At 64.7% G+C, this 16,791-nt stretch carries 16 protein-coding genes; 7 read left to right on the forward strand and 9 right to left on the reverse strand.

What is annotated here, in order from left to right; all coding sequences use genetic code 11:
* Positions 1 to 65 precede the first annotated feature (65 nt).
* Positions 66 to 749 (reverse strand): GntR family transcriptional regulator, encoded by a 684-nt coding sequence (locus GGD63_RS02410; RefSeq protein WP_183239290.1) that lies wholly within the window; start codon positions 747 to 749, stop codon positions 66 to 68.
* A 216-nt stretch (positions 750 to 965) separates the two neighbouring features.
* Between GGD63_RS02410 and GGD63_RS02415 the strand changes: the two genes are divergently transcribed.
* From GGD63_RS02415 to GGD63_RS02430, 4 genes are all read left to right on the forward strand, one after another.
* Entirely contained in the window at positions 966 to 1,589 is a 624-nt protein-coding gene (locus GGD63_RS02415; RefSeq protein ID WP_409334039.1) for a TRAP transporter small permease, read from the forward strand.
* A complete protein-coding gene (locus tag GGD63_RS02420) occupies positions 1,589 to 2,854 on the forward strand; it encodes a TRAP transporter large permease (protein ID WP_183239291.1) in 1,266 nt (421 codons plus the stop codon). Before GGD63_RS02415 ends, GGD63_RS02420 begins: the two co-directional genes overlap by 1 nt.
* 23 nt (positions 2,855 to 2,877) lie before the next feature.
* Positions 2,878 to 3,861 (forward strand): TRAP transporter substrate-binding protein, encoded by a 984-nt coding sequence (locus GGD63_RS02425; protein WP_183239292.1) that lies wholly within the window; start codon positions 2,878 to 2,880, stop codon positions 3,859 to 3,861.
* 73 nt (positions 3,862 to 3,934) lie between these two features.
* Complete coding sequence (locus tag GGD63_RS02430) at positions 3,935 to 4,861, forward strand: dihydrodipicolinate synthase family protein (RefSeq protein WP_183239293.1); 927 nt, start codon at positions 3,935 to 3,937, stop codon at positions 4,859 to 4,861.
* Positions 4,862 to 4,969: 108 nt separating this feature from the next.
* Here the strand turns inward: GGD63_RS02430 and GGD63_RS02435 are convergent, their stop codons facing one another.
* Genes GGD63_RS02435 through GGD63_RS02450 form a run of 4 tightly spaced genes read right to left on the reverse strand, consistent with a single transcriptional unit; the run spans position 4,970 to position 10,692 of the window.
* Complete coding sequence (locus tag GGD63_RS02435) at positions 4,970 to 5,881, reverse strand: hydroxymethylglutaryl-CoA lyase (RefSeq protein WP_183239294.1); 912 nt, start codon at positions 5,879 to 5,881, stop codon at positions 4,970 to 4,972.
* 1 nt (position 5,882) lies between these two features.
* On the reverse strand, positions 5,883 to 7,886 hold the full coding sequence (locus tag GGD63_RS02440; protein ID WP_183239295.1) for an acetyl/propionyl/methylcrotonyl-CoA carboxylase subunit alpha: 2,004 nt from the start codon (positions 7,884 to 7,886) through the stop codon (positions 5,883 to 5,885).
* A 4-nt stretch (positions 7,887 to 7,890) separates the two neighbouring features.
* Positions 7,891 to 9,495 (reverse strand): carboxyl transferase domain-containing protein, encoded by a 1,605-nt coding sequence (locus tag GGD63_RS02445; RefSeq protein WP_183239296.1) that lies wholly within the window; start codon positions 9,493 to 9,495, stop codon positions 7,891 to 7,893.
* A gap of 24 nt (positions 9,496 to 9,519) precedes the next feature.
* Positions 9,520 to 10,692 carry an isovaleryl-CoA dehydrogenase gene (locus GGD63_RS02450; protein WP_183239297.1) on the reverse strand — a complete coding sequence of 391 codons (1,173 nt, stop codon included), beginning with the start codon at positions 10,690 to 10,692 and terminating at the stop codon, positions 9,520 to 9,522.
* A gap of 111 nt (positions 10,693 to 10,803) precedes the next feature.
* Here GGD63_RS02450 and GGD63_RS02455 point away from each other — a divergent pair, with 111 nt between their 5' ends.
* Entirely contained in the window at positions 10,804 to 11,832 is a 1,029-nt protein-coding gene (locus GGD63_RS02455; protein ID WP_183239298.1) for an AraC family transcriptional regulator, read from the forward strand.
* A gap of 91 nt (positions 11,833 to 11,923) precedes the next feature.
* Here GGD63_RS02455 and GGD63_RS02460 read toward each other — a convergent pair whose 3' ends face one another.
* From GGD63_RS02460 to GGD63_RS02470, 3 genes are all read right to left on the reverse strand, one after another.
* On the reverse strand, positions 11,924 to 12,220 hold the full coding sequence (locus GGD63_RS02460; RefSeq protein WP_183239299.1) for a DUF3551 domain-containing protein: 297 nt from the start codon (positions 12,218 to 12,220) through the stop codon (positions 11,924 to 11,926).
* Positions 12,221 to 12,442: 222 nt separating this feature from the next.
* Entirely contained in the window at positions 12,443 to 12,934 is a 492-nt protein-coding gene (locus GGD63_RS02465; protein ID WP_183239300.1) for an Lrp/AsnC family transcriptional regulator, read from the reverse strand.
* Between the two features lie 272 nt (positions 12,935 to 13,206).
* Positions 13,207 to 13,512 carry an ETC complex I subunit gene (locus tag GGD63_RS02470; RefSeq protein ID WP_183239301.1) on the reverse strand — a complete coding sequence of 102 codons (306 nt, stop codon included), beginning with the start codon at positions 13,510 to 13,512 and terminating at the stop codon, positions 13,207 to 13,209.
* Positions 13,513 to 13,772: 260 nt separating this feature from the next.
* Between GGD63_RS02470 and GGD63_RS02475 the strand changes: the two genes are divergently transcribed.
* Positions 13,773 to 14,945, forward strand: coding sequence for an OpgC domain-containing protein (locus GGD63_RS02475; protein WP_183239302.1), 1,173 nt, complete (start codon positions 13,773 to 13,775; stop codon positions 14,943 to 14,945).
* Between the two features lie 169 nt (positions 14,946 to 15,114).
* Positions 15,115 to 15,540 carry a translational machinery protein gene (locus tag GGD63_RS02480; RefSeq protein ID WP_183239303.1) on the forward strand — a complete coding sequence of 142 codons (426 nt, stop codon included), beginning with the start codon at positions 15,115 to 15,117 and terminating at the stop codon, positions 15,538 to 15,540.
* Between the two features lie 137 nt (positions 15,541 to 15,677).
* Here the strand turns inward: GGD63_RS02480 and GGD63_RS02485 are convergent, their stop codons facing one another.
* Positions 15,678 to 15,872, reverse strand: a complete 195-nt coding sequence (locus tag GGD63_RS02485) for a hypothetical protein (RefSeq protein WP_183239304.1) — start codon at positions 15,870 to 15,872, stop codon at positions 15,678 to 15,680.
* Positions 15,873 to 16,791: the final 919 nt, after the last annotated feature.

Genomic DNA, 16,791 nt, shown 5'->3' on the forward strand with positions numbered 1-16,791 from the left:
GAGGCACGCAGTGGTGGGTTACGCCTTGCACATGCGCTTCGCGCATCTGCTCGACTACCCCCCCCCTACGAATTCTCCTTCCGCCGCTGCTTTGGCGCGTTCGCCACCACCTGCAACAGATCCTTGCGCACGGCTTCGATGTGCCGCTCCAGGAACCGGCAGGCTTCCTCCACCTTCTGCGCGCGGCACAGCGCGATCAGCTGGGCGTGCTCCTTCTCGGCAATGCCCATCGCCTTGGTGTTGGAGAGCTGGAGCCGCGTATAGCGGTCGCTGGTCTGAAGCAGCGACAGCACAATCGCGCGGGTGCGCGGCTGCGGCGCATGGACGTAGAGCGCCATGTGGAAGTCGGCGTTGAGCTGGCCCCAGTCGCTGACATTGCGCGCCTTGATCGCCTTCTCGAATTGCTTGTGGATGTCGTCGAGCCCGTCGAAATCCTCCGCCGTGAAACGCGGTGCCGACTGCGCCAGCAATCGCGGCTCCAGGATGCGGCGCAGGTCGAACACGTCGTTGATCTCGTCCAGCGACAGCTCGGAGACGATGGCGCCCTTCTGCGGCACGATCCGCACCAGGCCTTCGGCCTCGAGCTGGAACAGCGCCTCGCGCACCGGGATGCGGCTGACGCCATAGGCATCCCCAAGCGCGTCCTGGCGCAGCTGCGACCCGGCCGGATAGGTGCCGTCGAGGATCGCCTGCCTGAGCTGGTCGACGATCGCAGCCGACAAGGTGCGATGCTTCAGAGGCTGTTTCATCTGACCTTCCGTCCTGCTTGCCGACTCGTCCGTCCCAAGCGGTCCCTCTCTTGCATGTTGACCTGCCCGGCAAAAGCCGTGACTCCGCAAAAGCCGGTGCCCAGCAAAAGCGCGTCCTGCCGCCGAATTGACCGCAATCTCCGTTTGACTCCCAAAATGTATAAATTATACATTTGGCAATCGCACGACAAATCTTCGGGGTTTGGGGCCTTTTTCATGATCGAGCAGACGATGCCGGCCACCCGCGCGCTCAGCCTCCGACGTACGATCGTCCGGATGTCGAGCGCCCTGCTCGCCTTCGAGCGCCTGGCCCTGATGGGCCTGATGTATCTGCTCACCGGCCTGATCCTGATGAACGTCATCACCCGCTACTCGCATTTCCCGATCTACTGGATCGATGAATCCGCGGTCTATTGCGTGGTCTGGCTGACCTTCATCGGGGCGTCCGCGATGACGCGGCTGCGGCTCGACTTCGCGGTGACGATGCTGACGGAGCGGCTTTCGCCGCAGCACCAGAAGGTTGCCAAGGTGATCTCGACCGGCCTCGTCGTCGTGTTCGGCGTCGCCCTGATCATCACCTGCGTGCTCTGGATGGACCCGATCGGCCTCGCCCGCGCCGGCTTCGACGGGCGCAGGCTCGCGGCCGAGACCTTCAACTTCCTCTATACCGAGCACACCCAGACGCTGAACTGGCCGACCTGGGTGCTCTATATGACGCTGCCGATCTTTGCGGTGTCGATGACCGTGCACGGCCTCGCCAATCTGCTGGAAGATCTCGATCTGGTGCCGCGCACGCCGCCGAAGGGTTTTCAGCTCTCCGAGCTCGACGGGGTCAATTGATGATCACGTCCGCCGCCTTCGTCGCATTCATGCTGGTCGGCGTGCCGATCGGGCTCTGCCTGTGCCTTGCCGGCCTCGTCTATATCGCAGCGTCGGGCAATCCCGTGCTGTTCCAGTCCTATCCGCTCCAGCTGTTCGGCGGCGTCGACAGTTACGGCCTGATCGCGATTCCGCTGTTCATCCTGATCGGCGAGATCATGAACGGCGGCGGCATCACGCGGCGCATCGTCGACATGGCGATGGCGTTCGTCGGCTCGCTCAAGGGCGGGCTCGCCTACGTCAACATCCTCGCCAACATGTTCATCTCCTCCATCCTGGGATCGGCGACCGCGCAGGTCGCGATCATGGCCCAGATCATGGTGCCGGAGATGGAGAAGAAGGGCTACGACAAGACGTTTGCAGCGGGCTTGACCGCCTACGGCGGCATGCTCGGCCCGATCATCCCGCCCTCGGTGATGTTCGTGGTCTACAGCGTGCTGGCGCAGGTCTCGGTCAGCGACATGCTGATCGCCGGCATCGTGCCGGGCGTCATCCTCACCGTGATGTTCTGCCTCGTCATCGCGCTGATGGGATACATGTACAACTATCCCCGCGCCGACTATCAGACGCCGCGCCAGCGCCTGATGACGATCCTGCGGACGTCGCCGACGCTGCTGATCCCGATCGTCATCGTCGGCACGATTCTGAGCGGCCTCGCCAACGCCACGGAATCCGCCGCCGTCGGAGCGGTCGCCGCAGCTCTCGTCGGAAAATACTGGACCAAGGAATTCGAGTTCTCGCAGCTGCCGCAGATGATGCTCCGCAGCGGCATCTATTCGGCGATCGTGCTGTTCCTCGTGGCCGCCGCGGCCGTGTTCTCCTGGGTTCTGATCTTCGGCAAGGTGCCGCAGGAAACCGCCGGCTGGATCCAGTCCGCCGCCAAGGACCCGATCAGCTTCATGCTGATCTGCAACGTCATCCTGCTGGTGATCGGCACCGTCATCGACGGCATTCCCGGCCTGATCATGACAGTGCCGATCCTGCTGCCTGTTGCAACCGACGTCTATCACATCGATCCCCGGCAGTTTGGCGTCGTGGTCGTGATCAACCTCGTGCTGGGCTTGCTGTCGCCGCCGGTCGGGCTCTGCTTTTTCGTCGCGGCCGCCGTCACCGGCGCCAAGCCCGGCAAGATGTTCATGGTGACGCTGCCGTTCTTCGTCATCTCCTGCGTCCTGCTGGTGCTGCTCTCGCTCTACCCCTCGCTCTCGCTGATCCTCGTCAAATAGCCCGTACAAAAGGAAGCCCGACCATGTCGCTTTCACGCCGCCGCTTTCTCGCCGCCAGCGCCGCCGCATCGGTGTTCGCGCCGTCGCTGGCGCTCGCCCAGGCCAAGGAGTTCCGCCTCGGCCTGATCACGCCCAACGGCCATTCCTGGAACAAGGCCGCGCTCAAGTTCGGCGATGAGCTGAAGGCCGCCACCAACGGCCGCCTGACCCTGACCGTGTTCCACTCCGGACAGCTCGGCAACGAGCCCGCGATGATGCAGCAATTGCAATCCGGCGCGCTCGACATGGGCTTCATCCAGGCCGCCGAGCTCGGCTCGCGCGTGCCGCACATCGCCGCCATCAATGCGCCCTACATCGTCCGCTCGACGCCGGCGGTGGCGAAATTCGTGCGACATCCGGCGGCCATAAAACTGTTCGAGGTGCTGCCGCAGGAGACCGGCACGATCGGTCTCGGCTGGGGCATCACCGGCATGCGCGCGGTGTTCTCCTCCAAGGACCTCAATTCGCTCGCCGACATCAAGGGCATGAAGCTGCGCATCAATCCGACGCCGGTCTACCGCGATTTCTATTCCTCGCTGGGCGCAGCCCCAACGCCGATCCCGACGCCGCAGGTGTTCGATGCCATGGCCAACGGTCAGGTCGATGGTCTGGAGGCCGATCTCGAATTCTCCTGGAACCAGCGCTTCGACAAGGTGTCGAAGGTGATCCTGCAGATGAACGCCGTCTTCATGCCGATGGCCGCGGTCGTCTCCGGCCGCGTCTGGCAGTCGCTGCCTGCAGCCGACCGCGAGCTGATCACCAAGACGATCAAGACGACGCTAGATGCGCAGATCGACGAGCTCGCCGGCAACGAGCCGGCACTGATCGAGAACTTCAAGAACGCGCCGATCCCGATCCGCCAGGTCCCGGCCGGCGACACCGAGGCCGTCATCGCCGAGTTCGACAAGATCTGGCTGCCGAAGGCACCTGTTCTCGCCGAGCTGCGCAAGGTCGGCGCCACGCTCTGATCTCACCCGCCATCCTCTTCGCAACTGCCGGCGGCCCCAGCCCCCCCGCCGGCAAATCTACCTGGAGTCAAACATGAGCCGCCGCGTTTCCTGGGAAGGCGTCTTCCCGGCCGTTACCACGCAATTCCACGACGATCTCTCGCTCGACATCGACGCGACCGCCAAGGTGATGGACGGATTGATCCGCGACGGCGTCTCCGGCCTGATCGTCTGCGGCTCGGTCGGTGAGAACACCTCGCTGGAGCGCAAGGAGAAGGTCGCGATCATGGAGACGGCGAAGTCGGTCGCGGCCGGCCGCGTGCCCGTGCTCTGCGGCATTGCCGAATTCACCACGGCCTTCGCGGTCGAAACGGCGAAGGAAGCCGCGCGCGTCGGCATCGACGGCGTGATGGTGATGCCGGCACTGGTCTATTCGTCCAAGCCGCACGAGACCGCTGCGCATTTCCGTGCCGTCGCCAGCGCGACGGATCTGCCCGTGATGCTCTACAACAATCCGCCGATCTACAAGAACGACGTCACGCCGGACATCCTGGCGACCCTCGCCGACGTCGAGACCGTGGTCTGCTTCAAGGACTCCTCGGGCGACACCCGCCGCTTCATCGACACAAGGAACATGGTCGGCGACCGCTTCGTGCTGTTCGCCGGCCTCGACGACGTCATCGTCGAGAGCGTCGCCATGGGCGCCGTAGGCTGGGTCTCCGGAATGTCCAACGCCTTCCCGCGCGAGGGCGAGACGCTGTTCCGCCTGGCCAAGGCCGGCCGCCTTGCCGAGGCCATGCCGCTCTACGAATGGTTCATGCCGCTCTTGCATCTCGATGCCCGCCCGGACCTCGTCCAGTGCATCAAGCTGTGCGAGCACATCATGGGCCGCGGCACCGCGCTGACCCGCCCGCCCCGCCTGGCGCTGCTGCCGCAGGAGAAGGCCGCGGTCGAGGCCATGATGGTCAAGGCGCTCAAAAATCGGCCGCGCCTGCCGGATGTCGGCCTGAAGGCGGCCTAACGAAAGCTCTCTCCGTCGTCATTGCGAGGAGCCCTTGCGACGAAGCAATCCAGAATATTTCCGCGGAGGGACGCTGGATTGCTTCGCTGCGCTCGCAATGACGGAGAACTAGGAAACCGCCCGCCTCTTCTTCGCATTCAGCGCCGATGCCACGCGGCTGACGGGCGGCTTGCCCAGCACGGCGCTCATCGCGTTGGTGGCCGCGAGCAGCTTCTCCATATCGACGCCGGTCCTGATCCCCATGCCTTCGAGCATGTAGACGACATCCTCGGTCGCGACATTGCCGGTCGCACCCGGCGCGTAGGGACAGCCGCCGAGGCCGCCGGCGGCGGCGTCGATGACGCGGACGCCCTCTTCCATCCCCGCGTACAGGTTGGCGAGCGCCTGGCCGTAGGTGTCGTGGAAATGCATCGCGAGCTTGGAAGGCGGGATGCTCGCCGCTACCGCGCGCAGCATCTCCTTCGCCTTGGCTGGCGTGCCGACGCCGATGGTGTCGCCGAGCGAGATCTCGTAGCAGCCGAGATCCCACAGCGTATTGGCGAGATCAGCCACCGCCTTCGGCTTGATCTCGCCGTCGAACGGGCAGCCGAGCACGCAGGAGATATAGCCGCGCACCTTGACGCCATCGTCCCTGGCGCGCGCCAGCACCGGCTTGAACCGCTCGATGGATTCCGCGACCGTGCAGTTGATGTTGGCGCGGGAAAAGCCTTCGGAGGCCGCCGCAAACACGGAAACGACTTTCGCGCCCGCGGCGCGCGCAGCGTCATAGCCCTTCTCATTCGGCACCAGCACGTGGAATTCGGCGCCCTTGATGTGGCTGACGCCGCGCAGCACGGCATCCGAACTCGCCATTTGCGGGATCGCCTTGGACGAGACGAAGGCGCCGACCTCGACCGTATCGAGGCCGGCCGCAACCAGCGCCTCGATGAAGGCAATGCGGGCCTCGACGCTGACGGGCGTCTTCTCGTTCTGGAGGCCGTCACGCGGCCCCATCTCGATGATGCGGACCTGGTCGCTCATGTCAGTCTCCCGAAGGTTCGACCACGGCGAGCTCGACGCCCTCCTGTACGATATCGCCGACCTTGCACTTGATGGATCTGAGCACGCCCGCGTATGGCGCCCGCAGCGTCTGCTCCATCTTCATCACCTCGAGCGTGAGGATCGGCGCGCCCTTGTCGAGCTTCGCCCCCTCCTCGGCCAGCACGGCAACGACCGTGCCCGGCAAGGGTGCCGCGATCTTGTCTTCGCCGACATGCTCCTCGCTCTCGCCGCCGAACGGATCGACCCAGTGCAGTTCGAAGCGGCCGTTGCGCGTGCGCAAATAGAGCTCATGGCCGTCGATCACGGCCGCCACGGTCGATTTGACGCCGTCGAGCGTCAGATCGAACCCGCCCTCCTTCGCCGCGATCGTGAAGGCGAGCTCGCGTTCGCCGATCACCAGCGTGGACGGCCCGCTGCCGTAGTTCAGAGCGATCTTCTGCTCCGGACCATGTCCGACGCGGAAGGAAAAGCTGCGCTGGCGGCGGCCGACCGGCTGCCAGCCAAACGTCTGCCACGGAGAGCTCGCCTCGGCCTGCGCGGTCTGCCGCTCCTCGATGACGATTGCGGCGACTGCGGCGCAGAGCTCGAGCTCTCCAGGAGCTGGCGCCGCCGACGTCAGCACCGCCAGCTCGCGCTCGATGAAGCCGGTGTCGATCGCGTTCGCGCGCACCTTCGGGTGCGTGATCAGGGCAGACAGGAACGGAATGTTGGTGACGATGCCGCGGACGTCGGTCTCCTCCAGCCCGCGGTTCAGGCGGTCGATCGCGACGTCCCGCGTCGGCGCCCACGCAATCGTCTTTGCCAGCATGGCATCGTAGTAAGGCGAGACCGTATCGCCCTCGCGATAGCCGGCGTCGATGCGCAGGCCGCCGGTTTCCGCCGGCATGCGCCAGGTCGAGATCTTTCCGACCGACGGCATGAAGTTCTTGGTGGGGTTCTCCGCGTAGACGCGCGCCTCGATCGCATGGCCGTTGAGCTTGATCTCGTCCTGCTTCAAGGGCAGCGCCTCGCCGAAGGCGACGCGCAGCTGCCATTCGACGAGGTCGATGCCCGTGATCAGCTCGGTCACGGGATGCTCGACCTGCAGGCGCGTGTTCATCTCGATGAAGAACACGTCCTTGCCGTCGGAGACGAATTCGATGGTGCCGGCGCCGACATAGTTCACCGCGCCCGCCGCCTTGCGCGCGGCGGCGCAGACCGTCTCGCGCTGGGCGGCGTTGAGCGTCGGCGACGGCGCCTCCTCGATCACCTTCTGGTGCCGGCGCTGCAACGTGCATTCGCGCTCGAATAGCGACAACAGATTGCCGTGGCTATCGCCAATCACCTGCACCTCGATATGCCGGGGATTGTCGACGTACTTTTCGATCAGCATGCGGTCGTCGCCGAACGCGGCCAGGGCTTCGCGCTTGGCGCTGACGATCGCAGGCCCCAGCTCCGCCGCGGAGCGCACGATGCGCATGCCACGGCCGCCGCCGCCGGCGGAGGCCTTCACCAGCACGGGGAAGCCGACCTTCTCGGCCGCCTTCGCCAGCGTCGCATCGTCCTGCGCATCGCCGTGATAGCCGGGCACCAGCGGCACGCCGGCTTTCTCCATCAGCTCTTTTGAGCCGGACTTCGAGCCCATTGCCGTCATCATTCCGGCGGTCGGGCCAACGAACACCAGCCCGGCGTCCAGGCAGGCCCGCGCGAAATCCGCATTCTCGGACAGGAAGCCGTAGCCGGGGTGAACCGCTTCCGCGCCGGTCTTGCGCGCGGCCTCGATCAGTCGCTCGACATTGAGATAGCTGTCGCGGGCACGCGCCGGCCCGAGCAGCACCGCCTCATCCGCGAGCGCGACATGCATCGCATCGCGATCGGCGTCGGAATAGACCGCGACCGTGCGCAGGCCCATGGCCCGGGCGGTGCGGATGACGCGGCAGGCGATCTCGCCGCGGTTAGCGATCAGGAGGGTGCGAAAACGGCGGTAGAGCTTTGTGCGGTCCATCGCATCACATCCTGAACAGGCCGAATTTGGTCGGCTCGATCGGCGCATTCGATGCCGCCGAGAGGCCGAGGCCGAGCACGAGGCGCGTGTCGGCGGGGTCGATCACGCCGTCGTCCCAGAGCCGCGCGGTCGCGTAATAAGGATGCCCCTGGCTCTCATATTGCGCGCGAATGGGCTCGCGGAACTTGTCTTCCTCTTCCTTCGACCAGCTGTCGCCCTTGGCCTCGATATTGTCGCGGCGGACCTGGCTCAGAACCATCGAGGCCTGCTCGCCGCCCATCACCGAGATGCGCGCGTTCGGCCACATCCAGAGGAAGCGCGGCGCGTAGGCGCGGCCGCACATGCCGTAATTGCCGGCGCCGTAGGAGCCGCCGATCACGACGGTGAATTTCGGCACCGAGGCGGTCGCGACCGCCGTCACCAGTTTTGCACCGTCGCGCGCGATGCCGCCGGCCTCGTATTTCTTGCCGACCATGAAGCCGGTGATGTTCTGCAGGAACACCAGGGGAATGCCGCGCTGGCAGCACAGCTCGATGAAATGCGCCCCCTTCAGCGAGCTCTCGCTGAACAAAATGCCGTTGTTGGCGATGATGCCGACCGGATAGCCCCAGATATGGGCGAAGCCGCAGACCAGCGTCGTGCCGTACAGTTTTTTGAACTCGTCGAACTCCGAGCCGTCCACCACACGGGCAATGATGTCGCGCACGTCGAACGGCTTGCGGCCATCGACCGGCACCACGCCGTAAATCTCCTCCGCGGCAAACAGCGGATCGCGCGGCGGATGCATGTTGAGGTTCGGCCGCACCGACGGCTTCAGCGTACCGACGATGCGCCGCGCAATCCCGATCGCATGGGCATCGTTCTGGGCGTAATGATCGGTCACGCCGGACTGCCGCGAATGCACATCGGCGCCGCCGAGCTCCTCGGCGCTCACGACCTCACCGGTCGCCGCCTTCACCAGCGGCGGGCCGCCGAGGAAGATGGTGCCCTGGTTGCGCACGATGATGCTCTCGTCCGACATCGCCGGCACATAGGCGCCGCCGGCGGTGCAGGAGCCCATCACGATCGCGATCTGCGGGATTCCTTGCGACGACATCTGCGCCTGGTTGTAGAAGATGCGGCCGAAATGGCGCTCGTCCGGAAATATCTCGTCCTGCAGCGGCAGGAAGGCGCCGCCGGAATCCACCATGTAGACGCAAGGAAGGTTGTTCTGCCGCGCGATGTCCTGCGCGCGCAGATGCTTCTTCACGGTCATCGGGTAATAGGTGCCGCCCTTGATGGTGGCGTCATTGGCGACGATCACGCATTCGCGCCCCGAGATGCGCCCCACCCCGGTGACGACGCTCGCGGAATGCACGTCGCCGCCATAGAGGCCATAGGCCGCAAGCGGCGACAGCTCCAGGAACGAGGTGCCGGGATCGACCAGCAGGTCGACGCGCTCGCGTGCCAGCATCTTGCCGCGCGCGGTGTGGCGGTTGCGCGAGGCCTCACCGCCGCCGCCGGCGACCTGGCTGAGCTTTTCGCGCAAATCGGCGACCAGGCCGCGCATGGATTCGGCGTTGCGTGCAAAGTCCGACGAAGAAGGATCGATGCTGGAATGGAGCGGCATGTTGAGTCCAATGAGGTGAAGGATTTAAGCCGTCTCGGCCATCAGCTCGCGGCCGATCAGCATGCGGCGCACCTCGGATGTCCCGGCGCCGATCTCGTAGAGTTTGGCGTCACGCCAGAGACGGCCGACCGGGAATTCGGATGTGTAGCCGACCCCGCCAAGCGCCTGGATCGCCTCGCCCGCCATCCACGTCGCCTTCTCCGCCGAATAGAGGATCGCCGCGGCCGCATCCTTGCGTAAGCTGCGCGCATGGTCGGCGCGGTCGCAGGCGCGCCCCACCGCATAGACATAGGCGCGCGTGGCCTGCCAGGTCGCATACATGTCGGCGAGCTTGCCCTGCATCAGCTGGAAGTCGCCGATCGGCTGGCCGAACTGCTTGCGCTCGTGCATGTAGGGCACGACGGCATCCATGCACGCCGCCATGATCCCGAGCGGGCCGCCGGAGAGCACAGCGCGCTCATAGTCGAGGCCGGACATCAGCACCTTGACGCCCTCGCCCACCTTGCCCATCACGTTCTCCTCGGGCACCTCGCACTCGTCGAAGAACAGCGGATAGGTGTTGGAGCCGCGCATGCCGAGCTTGTCGAGATGCTGGCCGTGGGTGAAGCCCTTGAAACCCTTTTCGATCAGGAAGGCCGTCATGCCGCGCGGGCCGGCCTCCGGATCGGTCTTGGCGTAGACCACCAGCACGTCGGCATCGCCGCCATTGGTGATCCACATCTTGGAGCCGTTGAGCACGTAGCGGTCGCCGCGCTTGTCGGCGCGCAGCTTCATCGAGACCACGTCGGAGCCGGCGCCGGGCTCGGACATCGCGAGCGCGCCGACATACTCGCCGGAGATCAGCTTGGGCAGATAGCGCTGGCGCTGCGCGTCATTGCCGTTGCGGCGGATCTGGTTGACGCAGAGGTTGGAGTGGGCGCCGTAGGACAGCCCCACAGCGGCGGACCCGCGCGAAATCTCCTCCATGGCGACGATATGGGCGAGATAGCCCATGTTGGAGCCGCCATATTGCTCGGGGGCGGTCATGCCGAGCAGGCCGAGGTCGCCAAGGCGCTTCCACAGGTCCGCCGGGAACAAATTGGCCTTCTCGATCTCGGCAGCGCGCGGGGTGATCTCCGCCTCCACGAAGGCGCGGAGCGTGTCGCGCAGCATACCGATGTCTTCGCCCAGATCGAAATCGATGCTCGGGATGTTCAAGGCGATTCCTCCGTTATTTGACCCCGAACCTAGCGGTCTCGGGGCCCTCAGGCGGTCGAAAAGGTTGCATTTTCCGCCAAACTTGGCGAGGATTTTCCGGAGGGAATTCCGATGACTTTCCAAGCCGCAGCCGCGATCCCGCGCCGCGCCGTGACCCCAGCCGCCTTCGTCCGCGGCGTGGTGGCCGCCTATGCGCGATATGGACTGGACCCGGCTGAAGCGTTGCAGCGGGGTCAAATAGCGCCAGACCTTGTCAATTCTCCGGATGGGCGGGTCACGGCCGTCCAGTTCGAGGCCCTGGCCGGCCATGCCATGCGCGAGCTCGACGACGAGGCGCTCGGCTGGTTCTCGCGCCGGCTTCCTTTCGGCACCTATGGCATGCTGTGCCGCGCCTCGATCACGGCGCCGACGCTGGAGGTGGCGCTCAAGCGCTGGTGCCGGCACCACCGCCTGCTCACCGAGGACGTGCTGCTTGATCTCGAGGTCGGCGAGGAGACCGCAATCGTGTCGATCCGGGAGCGGCATGACCTCGGCACCTTGCGCGAATTCTGCCTGGTCACCCTGCTCCGCTACGTGCTCGGCTTCTCCTGCTGGGCGGTGGATTCCAAGATCGCGCTCCGCGCCGCCGAATTCCCCCACCCGGAGCCGGGCCACGTTTCGGTCTATCCGACCATCTTCTGCAGAAACGTCAGCTTCGACGCGGCCCATGCCCGCATCATCTTCGACAAGCACTATCTCTCGCTGCCGCTGACCCGCAGCGCCGCCGATCTCGACAACATGCTCAAGGGCGCGCTCAGGCTCACGGTGCTGCCCTATCGGCGCGACCGCCTGCTGGTCGAGCGTGTCCGCCGCGTGCTGCGCAATGCGCGCGGACGCAGTCTTGGCGCAGAGGATGTCGCGAGCGAGCTCGCGCTCTCCACGCGCACCATGCACCGGCGCCTGCGCGAGGAATCCACCTCGCTGCGCGATCTCAAGGAAGAGGCAAAATTCGAGCTGGCCAAACAGGAACTGATGCGCGGCCGCGCCCCGATCAAGCGGATCGCCGAGATCGCCGGCTTCCGCAACGAGAAGAGCTTCTCGCGTGCCTTCCGCACCTGGACCGGCGCCTCCCCGCGCGAGTTTCGCGGCAGATATCGCTGAGGCGCGCCGTTATCTGCTTGTCATAAACTGACGGCCCCCGAGATCGCTCCCGGAGGCCGCAATGTCCTGGATCAGGTCTTGAATTCAGGCGTTAGTTCTGCGCGCCCGAACGAACCTTGGGCTGCTTCGGCTGCTTGGTCTGCTTCGGCTGGAAAGCGAGCGCGTCGTTGGTGGTCTTGGCGCCGCCGCTCTGCGAGCACGTGCCGCCGATGCCGCCGGCCGCCTGCCGGCAGGCTTCCATGGTCGGAAAGCCGCAGCCATGAGCGGCCTGGGCTCCGTTGGTGATGCAGTAGTCTTCTGCCTGCGCAGCCGGCGCGGTCAGAACCAGAAACGCAGACGCAAACAGCATCGCAGCGGAAGCCGCGAACGTCTTCGAGATCGATGTCATGTTGTCTTTTCCTGCTTCAGGGTCCCACAAAAGAGTCCTCGGCATGCGAGGCAGGCTGAGGTTCACACCTTGCATCTAGGCGGCGCTGCGGAGCCGACAATCACGGCTCAGCGCATTGCAGGACTTCCCAAATCACATGTCACAGTTAGGTGAGTTACTAATGCATTCTGGTTCGGCTTTGGCGAAGCCTGCGATCAATCGGTCCGAGGGAACTCGAATCAACTAGCTCGCCGGCACCGCCGCGACCTCCTGCAACGGCAGCGGCACGTCCTTGGCAACCCCGAGCACCGGAAAGCTGCGGACGTTCTTGACGTCAGGCATCGCGGCGAAATGCAGCAACTGCTGGCGCATGTTCTCGACGCTCGGCGCGACGCATTTGAGGAGATAGTCGGTGTCGCCCGATATCCGCCAGCACTGCTGGATGCGCGGGATCGCGGCGATCGAGCTCTCGAACGCCTCGAGCACCGGCTGGGCCTGGCTGCCGAGCTGGATCGAGACGAACGACACCACCTCATAGCCGAGCAGCCGCTCGTCGATCACGGCGCGCACTGCCCGGATCACGCCGCGGCTGAACAGCGATTTCAGCCGGCGCAGGCAGTTCGGCGCGGAGACGCCGACGCGCAGCGCCAGCTCGTTGTTGCGAACCCGCCCGTCCTGCTGCAACTCGGATAAGATCTTCAGATCGACGCCGTCGAGCTGGTCACGCCCCGCCATCCCCCCACCCCGTCATGGTCGTGTCATGGCGACCAGCGAAGCACGGGGCGAGATTGGTGCCAACCACCTAGGCTTCCCTGAGGCTGAAAAGGCGAGGCGGGAAGCTTGCCTGCGGCCCATCCTTCGAGACGCCCGCCTCCAGCGGGCCCTCAGGATGAGGTCACGTTTCGCGGCAGGATATTAGACCCTCATGGTGAGGAACTCGCCAAAAGCGGGCGTCTCGAACCATGCAGGCCGAGCTCACGCGGCCCCATCTCTGATGAGAATGGTCTTTAATGCGTCCAGGGCTCGCCGCGCCGGAACGAGAAATTGTCGGCATAGGCGACCGGCCGGCGAATCGAATCCTGGGGCTCGATGACCTGGTAGGCGATGCCCTTGCGCTCGCAATAGGCGACCGCCTCTTCCCTGCTGTCGAAGCGCAGGGTGATCTGCTGCTTCATGTCGCCCGACGAGGTCCAGCCCATCAGCGGCTCGACCGCGCGCGGCTGCTCCGGCTCGTAGTCGAGCTGCCATTCCTTCGTCTTGGACCGGCCGGATTGCATCGCGTTCTTGGCGGGCTTGAAAATGCGTGCGGTCATGGGTGGTCCGGGCCTCGTTTTTCGTCTTTTCGTTCGATTTCGATGCGTCAGGGTGGCAGTTGGTGGAAACCTCAGGGATAGTATAGAGACACCGATTGGGAACTGATTGGTGATTCCGGCACCCCCGGTAGCCTCTGCGACGGTATAGTCATTATGCTGCACCGTGACAATTGCGTACCCGCCTTCCGCGCCGGGATCCCGCCCGGCGGCACAACCTCCCCGACCTCCGCCTGTCCGCCCCCTTCGAGAGCTCCCGTCGCATGGCCTTCCTGAACATCAACGCCACGCTGCCCGAAAAGGGCCGCGACCTCAGGCTCGACCTGTTTCGCGGTGTCGCGAACTGGGCGATCTTCCTCGACCATATCCCCGACAACGTGGTGAACTGGATCACCACGCGCAACTACGGCTTTTCCGACGCCGCCGACCTGTTCGTCTTCATCTCCGGCTACACCGCCTCCTTCGTCTATGCGCGGATGATGCTGGACCGCGGCTTCATCGTCGGCGCCACCAGGCTCACCAAGCGGGTCTGGCAGCTCTACGTCGCCCACATCATCCTGTTCGTGATCTACATCGCCTCGATCAGCTATCTGGCGCTGCGCTTCGGCGATTCCGAGATGATCAACGAGTTCAACGTCGCCGGCCTCGTCGACAACGCCACCGAGACGCTGCGCCAAGGCCTGTTCCTGCGCTTCAAGCCGCTCAATCTCGACGTGCTGCCGCTCTACATCGTGCTGATGGGGCTATTTCCGCCGGTGCTGTGGTTCATGCTGCGCAAGCCCGATCTGACCATGGCGCTGTCGATCGTGCTGTGGCTCGCCGCGCGCCATTACGGCTGGAACCTGACCGCCTATCCGGCCGGCCAGTGGTACTTCAACCCGTATTGCTGGCAGGTGCTGTTCGTGTTCGGCGCCTGGTGCTCCATGGGCGGCGCGCGGCGCTCGATGACGCTGATCAATTCGCCGATCACGCTGTGGCTCTGCCTCGGCTATCTCCTGTTCGCGCTTGTCATGACCATGGCCGGCCGCTTCCCCACTCTCGCCGGCATGTTCCCGGAATGGCTGTTCTCGGCCTTCAACCCGAACGACAAGACCAACCTCGCGCCCTACCGCTTCCTCCATTTCGTCGTGATCGTGATCCTGGTGATCCGCTTCGTGCCGAAGGACTGGCCGGGCCTGGAATGGAAGGTGTTCGACCCGCTGATCGTGTGCGGCCAGCAGTCGCTCGCGGTGTTCTGCGTCGGCGTGTTCCTGTCCTTCGTCGGCCATTTCGAACTGTCGATGAGCTCGGGCTCGCTGTTCGCGCAGCTCTTCGTCTCCATCGCCGGCATCGCGATCATGACGACCGTGGCCTATTACATCTCGTGGTCGAAGAAGCAGGACAAGCCGCTGAAGCCGCCGCCGGCCAAGCCGGCAGCGGAGGCGAAGGCCGCCTGAGCCGGGTGCGTCCGCCCGTTCGGGCGGGCCGTTCCGATGCCGCTTTCGCTTTGTCCAGGCCCCGGATTGACCTGCGTCAACCAGGGCCGGCGCCGGCCGACCTAGTGTCGCTGCGACTCCCGTCGCCGCACCGACGTCGGCGGCTTCCTCCCGGACAAGGCCCAAACGCATGCCCTCTCATTTTCACGCCGTTGTATGGATCGACCACGCGCAGGCCCGGATCTTCCATCTTGGCCTGAGCGGCTCCGACGAAATCACGCTGCATCCGCATCTGCCGACGCGACATCTGCATCACAAGGCCAACGTGACCGGCAGCGGCCATGCCGCGCCCGACAAGACGTTCTACGCTGAAGTGACCACGGCCATCGCCGATGCCGGCGAGATCCTGATCATCGGTCCGGCGAGCGCGAAGACCGAGCTCGCCAACCACATTCGCGCGCACGCCCCGGATCTCGCCAAGCGGATTGCCGCGGTCGAATCGGCCGATCATCCCTCCGACAACGAGATCGTCGCCTACGCGAAACGTCACTTCAAAATGCCGCCGCCGCGCGTGCAGGCGCCGGGATCGGCCACCGGCGAGCGGCACGCGGGTTGAGCGGGAGCGCGGCCTTCTAAAGCGCGATGAGATTTGGATGAACCGTCATCGCGCTTCAGGTTGTTGTTTACGCATGATCTCTCCGGAAAACCGCTTCGCACTTTGCGCTACGCGGCCCTCCGGGTCCGGATCATGCTCTAGGCCGCCTCTTCGCCGTCGAACTCGGTGAGTTTCTTGTAGATCCAGTCGCGGCCGTCGTGCCGGCGCCAGACCTTGCCGTAGACGAGCTGCCCGTTGATCGAGCGGCGTGGCACGATCACGGTCCAGAGGTGCCAGATTTCGGTCCAGCTCGACTGCGTATTGACGGTTTTGACGTTGCGATCGAAAGACATGACGCAGAACTCACAGAATACGCGCGCCGCGACGAACTGTGATCTTGAGTGAGCACGAATTTCAGGCAGCCCATCGCGAGCCGGGACCGATCTGATAACGCCCCACGAAACGGCCGCAACAACCGCTCGCCCTTAACCTAACCGATCAACCTTACCCGCCGTGGACGGATGGCCGGACCGGTTGAAAGCCGACGCCGGCTTTTCTAGAATGCATGTGATTTGAATGAGCGTGCCGTTTTGGACGCGCGGTGATTTTGAACTGACATTGCATTTGAAAAAATGACTTACTGGCTTGGGGCGACCGCAATGAATTTGCAGTGTGTGTGTTTGCGCTTGGCTGTGCGATCTGTGCCGCCTGCCCCATTGCTCCGGACGTCGGTTCAGGAGCCGCCCAAGCCCGCCAACGATAACCAGATGATATGGCCGTTCGTGCCGTTTCCGCCGGGTTGGCACGCGTCGAGCTGATTGCGTTAGGTCTGAAAAGCGCAACGCCGCACAAGCGGAATATCATCGCTTGGCGGCGTCCGTTTAGGCATTGGGCGCTGAAATCCCCAACACCCATATGTCTGTGGCAACAGCCAAAGGTTCGATGAATCTTTGGTAATTCTGCGCCCCTGGGCCCTCGCCAATGCCTTGAAAAATCGCGCGGAAGTCGTGCCATGCGGGCAATGAGCGCCATGGCTTTGGCCGGCTTCGGGCATGTCTCGTGCGAGCGCTTCAGGACACCATCGGCCGCCTGCCCTGCCGCGGCGATCAACCTGGGCTAGACCGCAGCGCTGGCACCGGCACCGGACGTGCTGCCGGATGCGGTCTGGGCATTGGCGCCAAGTGCGGCGCCAAGTGCACCTTGCGCGTTGTAGGTCTGTCCGGCCTGACCGCTTTGACCGGCTTGCGAGCTCGCGGACGTCTCGACCTCCGT

Source organism: Bradyrhizobium sp. cir1 (assembly GCF_014198245.1).
Taxonomy (GTDB): Bacteria; Pseudomonadota; Alphaproteobacteria; order Rhizobiales; family Xanthobacteraceae; genus Bradyrhizobium.

Excerpts from the sequence above, each read along its gene's own strand:
- GGD63_RS02410 (WP_183239290.1), bottom strand. The coding sequence starts at position 749 with ATGAAACAGCCTCTGAAGCATCGCACCTTGTCGGCTGCGATCGTCGAC.
- GGD63_RS02415 (WP_409334039.1), top strand. The coding sequence starts at position 966 with ATGATCGAGCAGACGATGCCGGCCACCCGCGCGCTCAGCCTCCGACGT.
- GGD63_RS02420 (WP_183239291.1), top strand. The coding sequence starts at position 1,589 with ATGATCACGTCCGCCGCCTTCGTCGCATTCATGCTGGTCGGCGTGCCG.
- GGD63_RS02425 (WP_183239292.1), top strand. The coding sequence starts at position 2,878 with ATGTCGCTTTCACGCCGCCGCTTTCTCGCCGCCAGCGCCGCCGCATCG.
- GGD63_RS02430 (WP_183239293.1), top strand. The coding sequence starts at position 3,935 with ATGAGCCGCCGCGTTTCCTGGGAAGGCGTCTTCCCGGCCGTTACCACG.
- GGD63_RS02435 (WP_183239294.1), bottom strand. The coding sequence starts at position 5,881 with ATGAGCGACCAGGTCCGCATCATCGAGATGGGGCCGCGTGACGGCCTC.
- GGD63_RS02440 (WP_183239295.1), bottom strand. The coding sequence starts at position 7,886 with ATGGACCGCACAAAGCTCTACCGCCGTTTTCGCACCCTCCTGATCGCT.
- GGD63_RS02445 (WP_183239296.1), bottom strand. The coding sequence starts at position 9,495 with ATGCCGCTCCATTCCAGCATCGATCCTTCTTCGTCGGACTTTGCACGC.
- GGD63_RS02455 (WP_183239298.1), top strand. The coding sequence starts at position 10,804 with ATGACTTTCCAAGCCGCAGCCGCGATCCCGCGCCGCGCCGTGACCCCA.
- GGD63_RS02460 (WP_183239299.1), bottom strand. The coding sequence starts at position 12,220 with ATGACATCGATCTCGAAGACGTTCGCGGCTTCCGCTGCGATGCTGTTT.
- GGD63_RS02465 (WP_183239300.1), bottom strand. The coding sequence starts at position 12,934 with ATGGCGGGGCGTGACCAGCTCGACGGCGTCGATCTGAAGATCTTATCC.
- GGD63_RS02470 (WP_183239301.1), bottom strand. The coding sequence starts at position 13,512 with ATGACCGCACGCATTTTCAAGCCCGCCAAGAACGCGATGCAATCCGGC.
- GGD63_RS02475 (WP_183239302.1), top strand. The coding sequence starts at position 13,773 with ATGGCCTTCCTGAACATCAACGCCACGCTGCCCGAAAAGGGCCGCGAC.
- GGD63_RS02480 (WP_183239303.1), top strand. The coding sequence starts at position 15,115 with ATGCCCTCTCATTTTCACGCCGTTGTATGGATCGACCACGCGCAGGCC.
- GGD63_RS02485 (WP_183239304.1), bottom strand. The coding sequence starts at position 15,872 with ATGTCTTTCGATCGCAACGTCAAAACCGTCAATACGCAGTCGAGCTGG.